This window comes from Clostridium saudiense (genome assembly GCF_000577815.1).
In the GTDB taxonomy this organism is placed as follows: domain Bacteria; phylum Bacillota; class Clostridia; order Clostridiales; family Clostridiaceae; genus Clostridium; species Clostridium saudiense.
In genome coordinates this window covers 21,907-37,168 of sequence record NZ_CBYM010000034.1, presented here as the reverse complement: position 1 = coordinate 37,168, position 15,262 = coordinate 21,907, and the positions used below count along the sequence as shown (strand labels likewise).

The following is a 15,262-nucleotide window of genomic DNA, read 5'->3' as shown; positions in this document are numbered from 1 at the left end:
ACTTAACAGATTCACTTTCTACATAAATTTATAATAATTATATCATATTTTTTCCTTATTTTTTGACATATTTTATTTATTTTTATCATTTTTCTATAAAATAAATAAAATTTAAATTATAACAATAAACAATAATGTAAACAGTACAATTTATTGTAATATTTATATAATTATTGTTAAATGAATATTGAAAACTATATATTACAATAAATTTAGACCCAAATAGTCAAACTTCTTCACCATTTGGGTCTAAATTTTAAAGCTTATGTTTTTTTGTATAAATTATACTACAGATTAGAGATGTTAAAGGTGATACTATAACAAGACCTATACATCCTACAAATGTTTGTACTATTTCAGATGAAATAAATTTTGTATTTAATATACTCATAAGCGGAGTCCCTTGTGCCATATAAACCATCATTACTCCAATAAAACTCCCCATATAAGCTAAAAGTAAAGTTGTAGTTTGAGAGCCAACAACTGACCTACCTACATTAAGGCCTGATAATAATATTTCCTTCCTAGATATATCAGGTTTTTTATCAACTACCTCTTCTACGGCTGCTGATATATCAATTGCTAAATCAAGTATAGCTCCTGAACATGATAAATAAATAAATAAATAAATACCAGCTTGATATATTAAAGTTAAATTTAAATTTTGATATCCAGAATAAATAAGAGATGCTAACTAAATCACTTAATTTTAACGAATCTTCATCCATGTCAATGCTATATTCCATAGCTCCACCAACTAACTCTGGATTAATTGCATACACCTTTCCACTTTCGTTGTCAAGAGATAATATTTCATCTTTATCTCTAGTTACTGTATATCCCTTTTCCTCTAATATTTCATAAATATCTCTTTGATCTTTATCTTTACCTGTAGGTTGCCCCAATTCCCCACCTGCAAAGTAATCAAAATCATTATCTGCCATTTGAAGTGCTATATCATAATAACTATTTCTCGATTCTACATTAGCATAAAACGCTGCTGGAGTAGCATGGTTTAATGTAACTGTTGAAACTATCCCAACCTTATATCCCTTTTCTTTTAATTGTTCAGCTATTGTTGTTACTTCTGTAGTTTTATCAGCTTCTAACCCTATAACTCCACTATGTGTTTTAACTCCTGAAGCTATTGATGTAGCTGTTGAAGCTGAGTCTGGTGCAAATGATGTTGAGTCTTGAGTTGATGCTGAGCCTGTAACTGGGAATTCAGTAAATCCTAATCTTGTTAATTCAACTGAATCCTCATTATCAACTGTTCCGTTATATATTTGTGCACCATTTACTTGTGGATAAGACATTCCATCCCCAATAAACATAAATATATACTTTGCCGTAGATGTTTCTTGTGATGCTTCATTACTAGCTACTGCTGTATCTATTGTTTCATTCCCCTCTTCTAGATTATTGCTAGAACATGCCACCATACTAAAAGTCATAGTTGCCACTAATGATGCTATTATCCCTATTTTTTTAAACCTATGCATTGTTAATTTCCTCCCTCATACTTTTAACAATTTAATAATTTAACGATTTTAGTTTTTCCCTACTAAAAATATAATAACCATTATTTTGATTAAATTGGTTAACATGAGGTTAATTTCCAGCTAAAACTCCATATTATTCAAATAGTTCAGTTTATTACTCCTTATATTATTTACCTTGTTATAAAAATAAGTAGCCCTCTAGGATGCAACATTATGCTGCATCCTAAAGAGCTATTTAAATCACTTAAAACTATTTATTTCTTTTTCTTTTTTGTAACTAAGTATATTCCACTTCCTATAATAGCAGCTGCTATAGCTACTATTACTCCATAGAATACTCCTTGCCCTGTCTTAGGAAGTTCATTTTTCTTCTCACTATCAGTATTTGTTATATTATTACTTGTTGTATTGTTATTTGTACCATTATTATCTGTACTATTATTTGTACCATTATTTTCATTATTATTTGCTGATCCTGATCCATCTGGTTGACCTGGCTGTTCTGGTTGATCCGGTTGAGTCGGTTGATCTGGTTGACCTGGCTGTTCTGGTTGATCCGGTTGAGTCGGTTGATCTGGTTGATCCGGTTGAGTCGGTTGATCTGGTTGATCCGGTTGAGTCGGTTGATCTGGTTGATCTGGAACTACTGGTGCCTTCTCAACAGTTAATACAATATCTTTTCTAGATTCATTTCCTAATCTATCAGTAGCTACTAATGTAATCTTGTACTCTCCAGCTACATTTAAGTCATAATTTCCTTCTATATTAACATTAATAGTTCTTCCTAAATAGTCAACTGCAGTTATTAAATCAAGTAAATTTCCTACCTTACCTTCAGTAACAACTAATTTTCCATCTCCTTGTCCATTATTGTTAATAGTAATTGTTGGAGGAGTTGCATTATTAGCATTGACCTCTTCAACCATAACAGTTTGTACTAAAGTTACCTCATCACCTTCACTATCATTAACTGAATATTTAATACTATATGTACCAACCTTCTTAGTATCAACTTTACCAGTTACAGTAACCTCATCAACTGAAATTTCTCCATCTTCTTCATCATTAACTTCAATATAACTTTTTGCATCAAAAGTGTCACCTTTAGATACTATTATAATTCCATCAGCTATTGCAGGAGAATTTTTTAAGCTTATTACTGGTAGTGAATTTATAGTTAATTTTTCTTCACTTAAGTTAGCCATATCAATTCCACTAACTTGTCTATTTGTATCGTTAATTACATAGCTATAAGATTCCCCTTCAGCATTAACATTAGCTTCAATACTATATGCTGATTTTCCTACTGAATCTTTTTCAACATTTATTTCACAAATTTCTATTGTTCCACCATTTTTAACTAAAGGTTCACTTGAAACTATGAATATCTCCATAGATTTTTTATCATTACCCATTTTTACATGAGTTTTTAAATCACTTGAACTTTCATCTGCATATGATTCTACAAGCCATTTAATGCTGTCTTCTCTAAACTTTGCATTACCATCAATCTTTAAGCTTAATTGTAATGATTTTATTACAGGAGTAAAGTTTTCTAATTCTATCTTCACTTTATCTCTTTCTAACTTTTCAACATTCAATTCAACAGAGACATTGCTACTCTTTTCTTTATTATCTGCTGAAATATTTTTTGTCACTGCACATGTACTTACAACAACTGCAGATAATGCAATTAAACTTACAATTCTTTTATTATATTTATTATTGTTAGCTTTTCTAACAGATTTTTTTTCAAAATTATCTGGTTTCATTTTATCCCCCCATTACTTTAGTTTTGAGTTAGTAGCTAATAGTTAGTGGTTTAAGTAGAAACTCCTTGCGGAGTTTCTTCCAAATACACTTTTTCAAATTCAGCTAAGCTGAATTTAAACCATAACTTGTCACTTGCTAACCTTGTGACTTGCCACTTAAAACTTGTCACTCTCTAAGCTTGCTAAGCTTTATCTTGTTTCAGTAATTTTTTCAATTACATTTTCCTTAATTTCAAAAGTCTTAACATTTGATTTGCTTCTTGTTGTAGTAGTACCTGAAGATAATACTATTTCTGGTAATTTATCTGGTACTGCAATTTTAAATGTATCACTTACAAGTCTTTGACCACCAGTTAAGGCATCAGCACTATCTGTTCTATATAATTCTGCAAAAATCTCAGTGTTATCAGTCATGAAATTTGCTGCATCTTGTGGTTCAACCCAATAAATCCAGTTACCTTCTGATATTTCTTCTAAATCTCCATTATCAGGAATTTCAGCCATAAGTATTCCATTATACTTATCTGCAATATGCTCTTCATTTTGATTTAATACTAAAGGCACATTGAATGCAGGATTTCCTCTATATTCCCCAGTTATAACTATTGAACCTGCTGGTATTGATTTTTCTTCATTTTCAGCAGTATCAGGGTTGTCAACTTGATAAACAAATTTATCCTTTAATATTCCAATACCATTTTTGTAATTAATATTGTCATCAGATACACCTATTTCAATATTATCTCCTGGAGGAGTTAATACTTCTAATTCTGCTGCCGAAATACTCTTAGTTCCAAGAGCTGTAACCTTAACATATCTTGCATTATATGAATTTAATTGATTTCCTCCAGTAACCCCTTCTTTATCAAAGTAAATTGTAGCTGTAGGATTATCTGCTGTTAAATCTAATGTTCCTTCCTTAACAGTTGTCCAATTAGAACCATCTTTACTTACTTCAATTTTATATTTCTTAAGAGCTGTACTTACTACAGATTGTTTCTTAAATATGAATCCTGAAGTTTGTACTGGTGCAGTATACTTAATACCAACTAAAGTTTTCATTTCAGTTGTATCTAATACTACATATGGATCGTTATTTGGATTCATTTCAGTTAAATGAACTGAACTATTAAACTCATCCTTAGTTAACATTCTACCTTCGTAAGCAGTAGTATTGTCATCATCTAATGCAAGTTTTAAATCTTCATTTTCATTACATGAATGAATATCGTTATGCCCTTCATCAACACTTATAGTATTTGTAGTTAAAATCGTACTAGACTTAGCAACTCCACCATCATGTCTAACCTTAACAGTTCCTAATTCAACTGTATTTGTAGGATTTAAATTATAATCATATGCAACTGCTGAATAAGTTACTACTCTGTTATTCATATTATCAACAACATCAGTATAAACTGTATCTGCAGAAGCCTTATCTCTTTCAATAAATCCACAAGGTTTACCATTTCTATAAATTTCATATCCTAAGATATTATCATTGCTCTTATCTACAGATAAATTAATAGTAACATTTTTATCATTTACATAAGAACCACTTACAATTTGATTTCCCTTAGAATCAACGCCAAAACTAGCTGAAAGTGTAGTTCCTGCTTCCATATCTGCAGTTCCTTCCATTCTTCTTCTTCTAGCTTCATCATTTATATATTGAATCTTTCTAGTTTCTTTAGGGAATTGAGATACATATTTTAAAGTTGTAGCATTTGCCACTATTCCATGAGCTTCATAGAAATCAGTTAAATCTTTTTCTGCAACTTTTGAAGTCATTCTTATTAACCATTGATCTCTATCTCCATCAGCTCTTTCTTCTTCTGTCATTTCTCTATATGCTCTATTTAATTTTGCATAGAATGAATCATTACTTAAATCTGCATCATTATCTGTAAATAACATCTTATAAGTACTGTCATCTTCATATGCTAGGTATGGTTGCCATAGCATGTTTACTACAACAGTTCTATCAGTAGATAATCCTATAGTATTTGAAGTTACCTTCTTATATAAATCTTTCATTGCTGATGCATATGGACTATCTTCATCTAACATAGTTCCAGTTATTGCAGTCATTAAGTTATTACTTGTTTCTGGATAAAGTCTATCTCCAATATCCATACAGTGACCCATTTCATGGCCTATTAAACCTCCATAAAGGTGTGCTTCACTTGCATTTATAACATTTCCAGCATCATCAAATTTATAAGGAACACCTTGAATATATTGTGCTGAACCAAATCCAACACCTATATGGTGACTTGATGCATAAGCCGCTGCTCCCATCATCATTCTTTGATACTTAATATTTAATCTTGTAAGTGGTGCTCTATGCTTTTTGAAATATGCTTGGTCTTCTTCATCAATTTGACCATTTCCATTAAAGTCTTGAACTTCTTCAAATACACCTTTCTTAGCAAAACCAACTTGTACTTCTTGCTCCCAAGCTAAAAGTGCATCATAAACTCTATTTACTTGAGCTTCTGTATCACCTTCTAACCCACTTTCTATACCTCTTAGTATTTCTGATGCAGGTAATGTAAGAGTAAATCTATCTCCTTCAATATCTGTTGTATTTAAAGGTGATGTTTGTTCATCATAAAGATATATATTATTTATCTTATCCTTATCACTAACTTGAGTTGGGTAAAGTGTCTTAATATCAGACATATATGTTCTTAATTCTGATATGTAAGTTCTAATCTTATCTTTAACTTCACTTTCCTTAGAATCATCATTTATTAAATTATTAACATTTAAATGAGGAATTTCTGTAACTCCACTTAAACGTATTTGTACATTTGCAGTTGTAGAACCTTGAGTAACTCTAGCCATAACTTGACCACCCTTTTCTACATCGGCAGAAATAATTGTTGGAATAGTTATTTCAGTTCTACCAGGTGATATTGTATAAACCTTACTTATATATTCTCCTGGTTGTCCATAATTTTGTAAGAATACTATATCAACCTTTGTATTAGGATCAGATGAACCCATATATACAGCTATTTGCTTAGCTGTTCCATCATCATCAACTGAAGGTCTTGCAACACTTCCTAATGATTGATAACTATTTTCCATTCCTAAAGATGGTCCTTCATTATCAGTTCTGATACTAGCATCAAGAGTTGTTATTTTTTCTGAAACTTCCTTATCATTAAATAACTTTTGTGCAATATCTAATTCCTTTTCTAAAACAGACTTTTCTGGATGATATTCACCACAAATAGGATCTGGAGTATTTAATCTCTCTGCTAACTCATCTAACATATCTTGAGTTACTGTATCTTTAAGAACTAATCTTAAATCATCTTCATATAAATCTTTTATATCATCTGCTAAGCTATCATACTCATAGAATTTAAGCTCTGATATTCTTTGTATACTTCCACCATATCCAGATGTATCTACCTTTATTTTATTTGTAGTTATTGGTTCTTGTAATTTTACAATATAATAATTATGTCCATTAGAAGACTTTTCAGTTATTGATTCTGTATAAACTACTTGTTTATCACCATTTTCATCCCAATAAGTAACCTTAACTTTATATAAGCCCATATAATTTCCTTTTTCTAAAGTTTGTCCAATTCCTATTGAGCCTATTGTATAAGTATCATCAAATGTAATCTCTGAACCTCTATCAGCTCCATAACTAGCTCCTGTATCCCAGTTATCAACCTTCCATTCAGTAGTAAAGTCTCCATCAACTAATGCATATTCAGAGTCATAATGTAAGTAATCATCTTGAGTTGCCCATCCATCAGCATCTAGCTTATTACGTACATCAATGATATGTGTAGTACCAATTTCATTTTCATCTGTTGGTCTATTTATAAGCTTGTACTCTTGCATTACTGGTGGATTAACTGATGTTGTACTTGCTATATATGTCTTAGACATTTCACTTGTACCTAAATGGTTAGTTGCTGTAAGTCTTACTTCATAAGAAACATTATCTTCAAGCCCATTAACTGTATAGCTATGACTTCTTACTAATTTACTCTTATCTGGATTAGTAATATCTTGGCTACCTTCAGCAACTTCTTTATTATTATCATTTGCTTTTATCCAATTTTTATTTTCATCACCAATTTTTCTATAGTAAATATCAAAGTCTCTTGCTTCAGAATGCTCTTCCCAGCTTACTGTAAATGACTTATATCCTTGCTCTGTTGTTAAGTTTCTTGGTGGCTCTGGTGAATTTAATGGAACAACTTGTATTTCTGATACACTTCCCTTATCACCATTGTAGTAACTATCAATTGGATTAAAGTCAGCATCTACGTTATCTGCCTTTCCATCAAAAGCTGATGGTACATCATCTTCACTTAAGTAACCACTGCTCCATTCACCATTTAATGATTGAATACTTACTCTATATAAGTCGTAAGGCTTAATATCCTTATCTAATATATTTATATTTGTTTCGTTTGTTTGAAGCTTCTTTGTACTAACAACTTTTCCATTAGCATCAAGTTTTTGATACATTACTTCATATGATGTTACATTTGGTTGCGCTTCCCATGATATTGTTATTCTTTCATCATGCAATTTTGTTGATGTTTCTAAAGTTTTTATTGTAGGAATGTTCATATTTGGAGCTGGAACTTCCTTATATACATTATTTAAAAACTCAATTTTTGCTATTTCAGAAATATTTTTATTTCCTCTATTTGCTGTTACATTTATAGAAATCTGTTTAACAGCAACTTGAGTTCCTAAATCAATAACTATATCCCCATCCACGCTTCTTGAATATACTGATGCTGTTGAAACATCACTTGAATTGCTATTAAATTCAATTGTTTGTTGAACACCATTTTCATCAGTATAAGTTATACTTCCTGCCTCTGGCATTCCCGCATTTGCATTAATAGAGTTTTCAGGAGCCTTTAATACTATTTTCTCCATTTCTACAGCTTCATTGCCATTTCCAGTTCTAGCTACTCCATTTTTCCTCATAGCACTTGATAAATCAATATCAATAACTAATGGTGATTCTTTACTAGGAGCCTGTCCATCATTTTTCGCAATTCCTATTGATTTCTCATTATCTAAGAATATATCTTTTAAGTTATCTCCAAATTCTAACTCAAATTTACTTTCATCTACGTTAACATTATTAACATCAAGGATTGCATCAGTATTTTCAATTACTACTTGACCTTGGCTTAATCCAATATTTTCATTAACATAAGTTAAATCAGCAATGTCAATTTTTCCGTCTTTATTTACATCATATTTTGAGTTATATGATGATCCGATATTTTCAAATATAAGTTCATAGTCACCCATATCGATTTTTCCATCACCATTTACATCACCAGCTAAAAATACTCCATTATATTTTAAAGCTTCATTACTACTATTTCCTAAAATAACTCTCTTTGAGAAATCCATTATTTCTATATTTTCAACCGTAGTATCTACATAACTTTCAGCAGTAATTTCTGCACTATATGTTCCAAGTTCTAATTTTTCTATTGTTATATGTAAGAAGTAAATATCATTATCTCCACTTTCTAACGGTAACTTCTTTGAATTTAACGTTTCAATTTTATAAGTTGCACCATTGCTGAAAGTTCCTTCTTCAACAGATAAATCAGTTATTACTCCAATCTCTTGATTCTCTTTACTTATTTTAAGCTTCATAGAATCTGTATTTGATATTGGCATTGCAAAATTCATATCAAATTCTAATTTCCCATATCTTTTAGCTGATTGTAAATATGTAGAATCATTAGATTTTGAAAGTTCTTGTTGCTCACTCTCTTTGCTATCTACTTCGCTAGCCTCTGAATTTAATTCTGAAGATTGTTCTGAATTTAATATACCTTCATTCATCATTTCATCAGCTTCATTATTAGAAGTTGTTTCCTTTTCAGTACCTTCTGTTTCTACAACTTCATCTCCTAAATCTGTCGAATCATTATTATTTTCTGTTACCATTCCTTCCTCAGATGAACCTTCAATTTTCTCTATATCTTCTATGGTAACATCTACTGAGCTATTAGCTTCTTCATTAATATTAGCATTAATAGAATCATCTATTTTTGTTACAGATTTTATAGTATCTGCAGATACAGTAGTTAAATTTGTAGTAGCTAAAGCAGTTGCAATAGTACACGATACTATCTTTTTCATTTACACCTCTCCTTTTTTCGCCAAATATAGATAATTGCCTTACTTAGTACTTATCTTTTTATATTTTACTCTATTTTTTTCGTTTTTTAAACTCTTTACGTTCATTTTTGTAATTGTTTTTTGAATTAAATTAAATTTATAATTCAATTTTTATTTTTTATAAATTTAAAAATATAACTTTTATATAATTAGCAATTTGTTAATTATTCATTTACTATTTGTTTATTTTTCTCCTACTTTTTCTTATTACTTTTCACAACTTATAATAAAGAAACACAATCTTAAAATTATTAACATTTTAAGATGGTGTTTAAATTAATACAAATTATATATATCGGATAATTCTGCATCTATTTCTTTACTGTTCACTTCGTAAATTTTACTAATATTATCATGTGAACTTTCTAAACAATTATCCGGTAAAATTATTCTAAAGATACTTCCTATTCCTAATTTACTTTCAACAGAAATACTTCCATTATGTAGCTCTATTAGCTTCTTAGCAATACTTAATCCCATTCCACTACCTTCACTCGCTCTTCTCAATGAATTATCAACTTGTAAAAATGGCTCAAATATATTTTCAATCATCTCTTCACTTATACCTATTCCATTATCAATACATTCAATAATTATCATAGAATCTTCACATTTAATATTAATATGTATTTCACTATTATTTGGGCTAAATTTAATAGCATTAGCTAATATATTAGTAATTACTTTAACTATTTTACTTGGATCACAACTTACTATCTTTTCCTCAAATTCTGTATCAAATATTATATTAATATTATTTGAATACTTTGCAATATAGCTTACAATTTCTTCTACCAATTCAACTATATTTATATTTTTGAAATTCATCTCAATATTTTCATAATCTAGTCTTAATGTGTCAATTATATTATTAATAGTTCTATATATCCTCAAACAATTTACCTTTACAGGCTTTTTATATTTACTATATATGCTTACTAATTGATCTTTATCAGAAATATCTACATTCTCTAATAATTGAATTACTGAAAAAATAACATTTATAGGTGTTATAAATTCATGAGATAAATTTATAATGAAATTATTTTTTATTCTTTCATGTTCTTTAAATTTATCATATTCTAAAAGTAGGTTGTTATATTTATTACTTTCACCTGGATTTCTTGCTAAAATTATCTTGTCCACTTTAGATATTTCTTTATCCTTTATCTTTAAAGTTATAGATTCAATTTCTATAGTTTTTCCTTCATCTATACTTATAGAATATCTTATTTTTTCATTTATTTTTGCTTCAAAATTTTCTCTTTGATCAGGATTACTTACTAAACTAGCATAATTTATTTTCTTTTGTTTAAAATCAATATCTCCAATGTACTTTTTAGCTGTTAGATTTAAAAATATAATATTTCCATCCTTATCAAGAGCTATTATCATCTCTTGTATATCATCTATTATATCCGATAATATTTTTTCATTATTTTTAGTTTCTTGATTTTTACGATACTCTTCAGTTATATCATTAAATTTAAAGGCATAATAAATCTTATTATTAGGTGTATATATTTTTTGACCATAAACTTCAAAAACTCTATCAATATTTTCTACTTCTAAAACCTTCTTTATATCAGTGTTTTCATTTAAAAGCTTAATCAATCCTAAAACACTATATCCACCTTCATATAAACTTCTTCTTATATCATCATACTGCTTTAGTTCATCCTGTGATTTACTTATTGATTCCCTAAATTTTTTATTTGCATAACATAACTCTCCATTGCTATCAAATAGTGCTATTTGTTCACTATAATTAAACTCTGCTAATTTATAAAATATTTTTAACTCAGAGCTTAATTGTACATTTTCTTTTGTTTTCAAAAGAACTTGCATAAAAACTCCACATACTATAAATAAAAATGAAAACTTAGTTAAACCCATGTATAGCTTAAGTATTCCTAAATTATTTTCTGTTGGAAAATTAAATATTCCATATATAATAATAAACTTTCTACTAACTAATAATGAAATGCTTGTAAGCACATAAGAATATAATACATCTAAGTTCTTAATAGCATTTCTAGCTAAAATTATAATTGCTATGAAACTAATAATAACTGATAGAATAATTGCAATTATTATTAAATTCCTATATCCCATAGCTCTATATCTATTTATTAGATATCTTTCTATAGAAATATTAATAATGGTAAATCCTATAACTAAATTTGATACTATTATTTTTTTACCACTTGCAATAAGGCTTTTTATACGATTTATATATAAAATTGATATTAATATTAGCGCTCTTAAAATTGCATTAATTATTCCCCAATTTTCAATTCCAAATATTCCTTCATATATTATACCTATTAATAAATTTAAATATATCAATGAAATAATAAAATACTCATCTTTTTCATTTCCTATGTAATAAATTAAGCACCCTAAATAGGCCATTATGTTTAAAAATATACAAGTAACAATATCATGTGTAGATGCTATAAAACCTTGTCCCACTATATATTTATATCCAACTTCATAATCTATAAATAAGTAAACAAAAAAGCCAATAACTAATAATGAAGCTAATATAAGTAATACTATTATTTGATTATTCTTTTTCACTACTTCTTCCTTACCTAAATTAAACACACTCTTATCCCCTAGTTCTAATTCTAAAAGCAAATTTTTTCTTGCACATTTAACTTTACATTATTTTCTTTTTATGTTCAAGTATAACATATCACAAAAATAATAGTAATTTTTCATAAATTAATTTATTAATTATATATCTTTTTGCCAAATTTAAAAAATAAAAATACTCCCAAGTAAGTAATACTTCAGTATTACTCTTAGGAGGATTTTGTTACTTAAAATATTCAATTATATTATTTACTATTCTTTCACAAGCTTTTCCATCTCCATATGGATTAGCTGCATGTGCCATTTTTTCATAAGCTTCTTTATCATTAATAAGTTCATTTGCTATATTAAAAATATCATCCTTATTTATACCAGCTAATTTAACTGTGCCAGCCTCAATAGCTTCTGGTCTTTCAGTTTCAGTTCTTAAAACCATAACTGGTTTACCCAGTGCAGGAGCTTCCTCTTGAATTCCTCCTGAATCAGTCATTATAAGATAACATTTAGCCATTAAATTAGCAAAATCAACATACTCTAAAGGTTCAATTAAATGTACTTTATCTTCAATTCCTCTGAACCCTTCAGTTGCAAGTTCCCTTATTAGTGGATTTTTATGCATAGGGAATATAACATTAACATCTTCATTTCTAGCAATCATTTCTCTAACCGCTGCAAAGATTCCCTTCATTGGTTCTCCCCAATTTTCTCTTCTATGCGCAGTTAATAAAATTAATTTCTTATTTTCAAAATCTATCTTATTTAAACTTTCATCTTCAAACTTATGATTTTCATCTATTACACTTAAAAGTGCATCAATTACAGTGTTACCTGTTATATATATATTATTATGTATATTTTCTCTTTCTAAATTTTCCTTATTACTCTTTGTTGCAGCGAAATGTAATGTTGCAATTGCTCCAGTAAGCTTCCTATTTGCTTCTTCTGGAAATGGTGAATATATATCTCCAGTTCTAAGCCCTGCTTCTACATGCCCAATTGGTTTTTGATTATAAAAAGCTGCTAATGCTCCATTTAATGTAGTTGAAGTATCTCCATGAACTAATACTATATCTGGATTACATTCTTTAATTACCTTATCTACTCCAGTTAAAACCTTATTTGAAACATCTACAATTGTTTGTCCATGTGACATTACATTTAAGTCGTATTGTGGCTTTACATTAAATATTTCTAAAACTGCATCTAACATTTCTCTATGCTGACCTGTTGCGCATACTATTGATTCTATTCTTTCATCCTTTTCTAACGTTTTAACTAATGGACACATTTTTATTGCTTCAGGCCTCGTTCCAAATACGCTTAAAACCTTTATCTTACTCAATATCCTTACCTCCTATATTGAATTTATATCCTTAATTTATTTCATTAATCCTATTTTACATTATTAAGTATACTAATAAAACCTTTTACAAATAAAAATGTTAAGATTAAAACTCTATTCAAAAGATTGATTTTAATCTTAACATCAACTTGCTTAATAATCTTGTATTTAATTAAACTTATTCCTTATCTAAACAATTTGCTATTACAATTAAAGCAACAGGAATAATGTAAGATAACATGCTTATAAATGGACTAATGTATATAAATCTTAATGCAATATTTCCAGTAATAAATATTAATAATGTAAATATCGCAACTACAGCTATTGGGGCTATAATCCTAACAACCTTTTTCAATTTCATAAAGTTCTTAAATGATAATGCTGCTAATGCAATAATTATTAATGGTTCAATTAATGTTAATAAAGAATTTATAAAGAAAAATAATGCTCTAACCCCTTCATCATACCTTATTGAAAGATACATATTTTCAAAGCAATCTGCAAAACCACCAATAGCCAAAACCACCTTAGGAATCAAAAGTGCAATTGCTATTATTGATAAAACATAACTTGCTTCTTTATACTTTCTATCTATTTTAACACCTGTATTTCCATATTGATTAGTTTGATAATTTGAATATAAATTTTCTTGTGAATTATTATTTGAATTCCTATATAAACTATCGCTTACATTCACATTTGTATATGAATTGACTTTCCCTAAATCTAATTGTTCTTGATTATTATTTGGGTTATTTATTTCATTTATATTATTACCTAAATTACTATCATTAGTATAATTCATATTATTTGAATTATTATTATAAGTATTATCATTTTCATTATCTGTTGAATACATTTCAGAAACACACTCTTTGCAATAATATTTATTATTAATTTTTACTGCACACTCTTCACAAATAAGCCTATTACATCTGACACACATTCCTTTTGCTTCTCTATCATGATGTTTTGAACAATTCATATTTTATCAACCCCTATCTCTATCTACATATTTTATCACTCTTCCATAATAGCTTTCAATACACTATTGGAAATTTGAGGTAAATTAATTAGGTTATTTTCTGAAATTTTTTTGAGTTTTTAAAGAATATTGCCCTATTGAATAAAATTTGGTAAATTGCATAGAATATAAAATAAACGAGATGAAAGGATGGTAATTTATAATGACTGATTTTAATTCAAGTAAGACAAAAGAAAATTTACTTAAAGCTTTTGCTGGTGAAAGCCAAGCAAGAAATAGATATACATTTGCTGCTTCTGCTGCTAAAAAGGAAGGCTATTCTATCTTACAAGATTTATTCCTTTATACTGCTAATCAAGAAATTGCTCATGCCAAACAATTTATGGATAAATTAAAAGAATTCTCCGGACAAGAAATAGAAATTACTGCTTCTTATCCTGTTGAAGTTGAAACTAGTACTTTAAAATTATTAAGATTAGCAGAACGTGATGAAAATAACGAAGGCGTAAATGTTTATCCTGAATTTTCTAGAATAGCTAAAGATGAAGGTTTCCCTGATATAGCAATATTATTTAGTAATGTTGCTTCTGTAGAAAATGTTCACAGTAAAAGATTTAAGAAATATGCAGATAGACTTGAAAACGGATCATTATTTAAAGATACTGCAACATCAGCTTGGATGTGTACAAATTGCGGATTTATTTATGAAGGTCAAGTAGCTCCTGCTAAATGTCCTGTATGCGCTCATCCACAAGGCTTTTTCATTAAATTTGATGAATCATCTTTTGAAGGTAAATAATTAATTTTAAATATAATATAAAGCCCAAAAAATCTTATTTCTTGATATTTTCGGGCT

8 protein-coding genes are annotated in these 15,262 nt (G+C 28.5%); 1 reads left to right on the top strand and 7 read right to left on the bottom strand.

The features are described 5' to 3' along the window. Window positions 1–256: 256 nt before the first annotated feature. The 7 genes from TY07_RS13735 to TY07_RS13705 form a co-directional block, all read right to left on the bottom strand. Window positions 257–631 carry a YibE/F family protein gene (locus TY07_RS13735; RefSeq protein ID WP_341349581.1) on the bottom strand — a complete coding sequence of 125 codons (375 nt, stop codon included), beginning with the start codon at window positions 629–631 and terminating at the stop codon, window positions 257–259. Then, on the bottom strand, window positions 588–1,502 hold the full coding sequence (locus TY07_RS13730) for an alkaline phosphatase (RefSeq protein ID WP_052330742.1): 915 nt from the start codon (window positions 1,500–1,502) through the stop codon (window positions 588–590). The genes TY07_RS13735 and TY07_RS13730 overlap by 44 nt, the downstream gene beginning before the upstream one ends. 254 nt (window positions 1,503–1,756) lie before the next feature. Further along, entirely contained in the window at window positions 1,757–3,274 is a 1,518-nt protein-coding gene (locus tag TY07_RS18760) for an immunoglobulin-like domain-containing protein (protein WP_052330741.1), read from the bottom strand. Window positions 3,275–3,463: 189 nt separating this feature from the next. Beyond that, window positions 3,464–9,436 (bottom strand): fibronectin type III domain-containing protein, encoded by a 5,973-nt coding sequence (locus TY07_RS13720; protein ID WP_042401132.1) that lies wholly within the window; start codon window positions 9,434–9,436, stop codon window positions 3,464–3,466. 315 nt (window positions 9,437–9,751) lie between these two features. After that, the gene (locus TY07_RS17445; RefSeq protein WP_052330740.1) at window positions 9,752–12,085 is read right to left on the bottom strand and encodes a sensor histidine kinase; all 2,334 of its coding nucleotides are present in this window, start codon (window positions 12,083–12,085) and stop codon (window positions 9,752–9,754) included. A gap of 214 nt (window positions 12,086–12,299) precedes the next feature. After that, the gene (gene wecB / locus TY07_RS13710) at window positions 12,300–13,418 is read right to left on the bottom strand and encodes a non-hydrolyzing UDP-N-acetylglucosamine 2-epimerase (RefSeq protein ID WP_042401129.1); all 1,119 of its coding nucleotides are present in this window, start codon (window positions 13,416–13,418) and stop codon (window positions 12,300–12,302) included. Between the two features lie 178 nt (window positions 13,419–13,596). Then, window positions 13,597–14,406 (bottom strand): B-box zinc finger protein, encoded by an 810-nt coding sequence (locus TY07_RS13705; RefSeq protein ID WP_042401126.1) that lies wholly within the window; start codon window positions 14,404–14,406, stop codon window positions 13,597–13,599. 202 nt (window positions 14,407–14,608) lie between these two features. Between TY07_RS13705 and rbr the strand changes: the two genes are divergently transcribed. Then, on the top strand, window positions 14,609–15,205 hold the full coding sequence (gene rbr, locus TY07_RS13700; protein WP_042401121.1) for a rubrerythrin: 597 nt from the start codon (window positions 14,609–14,611) through the stop codon (window positions 15,203–15,205). Window positions 15,206–15,262 lie beyond the last annotated feature (57 nt).

What these genes read in the sequence shown, in the direction of transcription:
- TY07_RS13730 (WP_052330742.1), bottom strand. Translation starts at nt 1,502, where the DNA reads ATGCATAGGTTTAAAAAAATAGGGATAATAGCATCATTAGTGGCAACT.
- TY07_RS18760 (WP_052330741.1), bottom strand. Translation starts at nt 3,274, where the DNA reads ATGAAACCAGATAATTTTGAAAAAAAATCTGTTAGAAAAGCTAACAAT.
- TY07_RS13720 (WP_042401132.1), bottom strand. Translation starts at nt 9,436, where the DNA reads ATGAAAAAGATAGTATCGTGTACTATTGCAACTGCTTTAGCTACTACA.
- TY07_RS13705 (WP_042401126.1), bottom strand. Translation starts at nt 14,406, where the DNA reads ATGAATTGTTCAAAACATCATGATAGAGAAGCAAAAGGAATGTGTGTC.
- rbr (WP_042401121.1), top strand. Translation starts at nt 14,609, where the DNA reads ATGACTGATTTTAATTCAAGTAAGACAAAAGAAAATTTACTTAAAGCT.